The following is a 4074-nucleotide window of genomic DNA, read 5'->3' on the forward strand; positions in this document are numbered from 1 at the left end:
GAGGCCTCCTTTCTCGACGGCTGCAGCCGTTTTCAGGCCTTTCGACGCATCATCCTGCCGCTGATCTGGCCGGGTATTCTGACAGTCGCCATCTTCGTCGCTGTGTTCGCCTGGAACGATTATATGTTTGGGCTCGTGCTAACGACGACGCGCACCGCAACCGCCCCAGTCGTCCTGGCCGACATGCTGTCGGRCATCGGCGAAGGCACTGCCAACTGGGGTGAGGTCTTCGCTGCGGCAACGCTGCAGATGGTCCCGGTGCTAATTTTTGTCTGGATCGTCCAGAAGCAGATGTTCTTTGGGGCCATGCTCGGTGCCACGAAAGGCTGATCGATGGTGAGAAATCTACCCGCCGTCGTCTTCGAGGCATCCTCCCGCCAGCGGGCCTACGACAGCTTCGTAAAGAACCTGCTCGCCCACCGGATCAGGCCCGGCCAATTTCTCTCGCAGCGCGAATTGGTCGACATGACCGGCTTGCCGATCGGCACGATCCGCGAACTGGTGTCTCGCCTCGAAGGCGAAAGGCTGGTCAACGTAGTACCGAGCCGCGGGATGCAGATCGCCTATGTCGACATCGACTTGGTCAAGGACGCTTTCCAATACCGGCTGATGATCGAAAAGGAAGCCACGGCGAGCTTCATCGAGACGGCGACCGACCAGGCCATCCTGGCGATGCGCCGCGAACATGAGGAGATTCTGGAGCAGGATTGCCTGCGGGCAAACGGCCGAAAACCGGAATCCGACATGCTGGCCCGCGCCCGGGACGTTGACAGCGCCTTTCACGCAGTGATCGTCGATTCGCTCGGAAATCGGATCATCTCGGAAGCCTATCGCCTTAACTCGCTCAAGCTGAGTCTGATCCGGCAGGAACGCGGATTAATGACGGATTCTCTGGTTTCGATTGCGATGGGCGATCATCTGCGGATTATCGCCGCGCTAGAACGTCGCGACGGACCGGCCGCAGTGGCCGCAATGAGCGACCACGTGCTGCGCGGCTGCTCGCGCGCGCTTAGCCTGTAGGAATGTACGGACGGGGGAGCAGATCGTCAAGCTGTTGCTGCTCGGGAAAAGTAACAGCGAGCTCGCTCACGAGCTTTCGTACAGCGACAAGACGGGCAAGGGCTCAATGACCACCCTAATGGCCAGGCCGAACGCTCGCAATCGCCTGCAGGTAGTCCTTGCGGCGCAAATGTTGAAGGCCGCATCCGACCCCTGCCTCACCGCCGCGGTGCAAAGGCTGAATAGCGCATCCTCCGGCGACCGCTGCGGATAGACCTCCAGCGCTCCAGGTCCTGATCGTCCGCAGAGACCATCAGATCAACGACCGCCCACATTAAGATTTGCAACTTGGGGTGCCGTATCCGTCCGCTTTCTCATCGCTTCGCCCTGGCAGGCAATTGGACGAGGCGACCTCAAACAAACGCTCAAATCGGTGCTAATCGCCCCAATGGACTGGGCTCAATACACCTCAAGCTTCGTCCGTTTGGTCGCTCACCTTGTACGTCGAGCGAACAAGCAATGAGGAGATAATAATTGCGAGCAACGGACTCCCGATGAAGAGTATGTCATCGATCTGGGGAGCGAGAGCTAACAAATATATAAGCCGCCAGATCGATAATGTCAGGAGAACGCTGCATAACAAGCCAAGAACAATCTTTTTTGCCATCTTATCCTTAGACCTTACCGGAAGGCTCCCGACAGGTTCGGTTATAGGAGGTTGGCCTGCTTCGCTTGTTAAAGTCCGCCAGAGACTTGTTCGTCGCTGAACGACAAGAGGAATTCGGAGCAACTCCGACCGCAGCAGCATCAAACGCGCTCTCAAGGCGCACAGCGCCTTTCTCCATCATGCGTATTTTGTCACCGCGGGGCATTCAATCTGTCACTGGCGCGGATCGGCGCCTGTTCAACAGGCGACACGTGGGGGAAGACGAACGAATGCCCAATCGCCCGAAGAGCGAGGTGAATGAAGAACGAGGCATAGTGTTGCCGCGATTGTAGGAAAAGTTCCGCAAACTGACATGCGTCGCCCGGCCCTGCCGGGCGTCGCTCCGTTTCCGGCAGCCCGGTTCTGTCGACGCGAGCATTCAGTCCGACCTGTGCAAGAGCGCGAATTCAGCTGAGAACCTGCGCGCATCCGACTGGTTCTTCGCCGGACGGATAATTTGTTTGAGCGGCTTCCCCCTCCCCGCGCGCCGTTCATAGGATTCGCGAGCGGCCGAGGAGCTGCGACGACCTATCTCCCCTTGATGGTCGCTCGAGGCGATGGACGCGCGGATCTCCCGGACGTCGAGCTTCCGGAGTTGGCCCCTAGCCGACGTGGCGGACGTCGGCTTTCGGGAATTCTGATCGGGGCGCCGGCCCCAGGGCACCATTGGCCCGTTCCTAATCTTGGAGGGAGTCTCGTTCAGGTAGTCCCGTTTGGCGGGAGGCGGCGGGTGGTCTGTTGCGCACCGTTGGTGCGCATCCCGCCTTGCTGGCCGGGCCCCGGACAATTTCGGCACCAGGGCCGACACGCAACAACCGACGCGCGCACACAACTGCAACTCCACTGGCGAAGAGCAGCCCCGCCGGCTGGGGGGGCGGATTGTAAGCGGGGCTGCTCCCAGGCCGTGTCGACGCTGGTTGAGAGCACCAACACGCGATTGCGAACCCATGGCAAAACCAACGGTTCCGCGGCTCGCTGAGATTTCACTCAGTCAGGAGTCTCTTTGCTCTTCAGGTGTGGTTTTATTGAACCGACGGTCAGCCATTAACGCCAAATCGACGGTAGGACCCTCCGCCCAAAATTCGGTGATAATGGCGGCGAGACGCTCCCGCTGTGCCGGGGCGCTCACTGTGTCGATGTGGGGCGTGATTTCGCTCTTCCGCGGGAAAGCCGACCCCGACGCAGTCATCGCGGCAGCAACCAAAGCGCAACCGGCGTGGAAGTCAATCCACTAAGTGCGGGTGAAATCATCCGACTTAGGTCTTCGAAGGGGATATTAATCAGCCGCCTAAAGTAAGTCCTGTAGCATTGACAACGAAACTGTGCGTGAATTATCGTAAGAATCAGACAGTTTGGTTTATGTAACTGATTACAACATATCTCAGTTCTATTAATGACTGCAAGTAATCTACTTGAAAAAAGATGGATTCGTCATGCATCGCTTAAATTCTGGATTTATTATTTTTTGTTTGCTTGCAGCTACGTCAACATTGGCGTATTCGCAAGCATTGACCGTCAGTTCTTCGCCGGAATATCATGARGGTATTGCAGTCAACGGCTCGCCGACGCCGCAACCCTACCCCTCCTGCGAACGCAAGCTGGTGAGGAGCCAATGGCTTTGGGAATGCGACCCTGCCCGGCGGAACGGGCGCGGTGGACCAGCAACACCGGCAGCGATTGGTCATTGGACGAGCGGCTCTGTCGAGAGCTCTGGGGTCGGTCGGAGCGATGCCGGCGTGGTACGATACTACAGGGCCATTAGCGCGAATGGCCGCCCGACGCGTGCGCCCAGCCGCCATTGCATCATTCAGCAGTATGACGGCGACCGTCTGTGGGTCTGCCCACCACGCGCTACCGCGTCTATCGGCGCCCGCGCATCGTCCGTTCAGGGCCTCGCGGGCGGCAACGTCCTGTACTATGCGGCCGTTTCTCCTGATGGTCGGCCGACCCGCGCGCCCAATGCAGCGTGTTACCTGACGCAGCGGGGTGGCAGTCAAGTCTGGACCTGCCCGCCGACCACGACAGGCGCCATTTCTTCAGGGACCTCAGACCGCTCCGGCGGCGGCGAGGGAAATTCGAGCTCCAACGCCGCCGGCGCAAGTGCCACTGCGAATAACGGCGGCGGAGGGGCCGCGTCCTCGTCCGCCGCCGGCGGTAATGGCAACTCTGTTGGCGGCGGCTCCGTAGGAGGCTCAGGCGGAGGTTCGGGCGGTGGTTCCGGTGGTGGCTCCGTCGGAGGCACGGGCGGAGGCTCGGGCGGTGGTTCCGGTGGCGGCTCCGTCGGAGGCACGGGCGGAGGCTCGGGCGGTGGTTCCGGTGGCGGCTCCGTCGGAGGCACGGGCGGAGGCTCGGGCGGTGGTTCCGGTGGC

2 protein-coding genes are annotated in these 4074 nt (G+C 60.3%); both read left to right on the top strand.

The genetic code is table 11. The annotated features are described in order from the left end of the window. A partial coding sequence (locus AC1DRP_RS35415; protein WP_476770992.1) for an ABC transporter permease subunit occupies window positions 1-330 on the top strand: 330 nt, incomplete at its 5' end. Window positions 331-333: 3 nt separating this feature from the next. Further along, a complete protein-coding gene (locus AC1DRP_RS35420) occupies window positions 334-1020 on the top strand; it encodes a GntR family transcriptional regulator (protein WP_476770993.1) in 687 nt (228 codons plus the stop codon). The last annotated feature ends 3054 nt before the right edge of the window (window positions 1021-4074 follow it).

The organism is Allobosea sp. 01N443 (assembly GCF_056399325.1).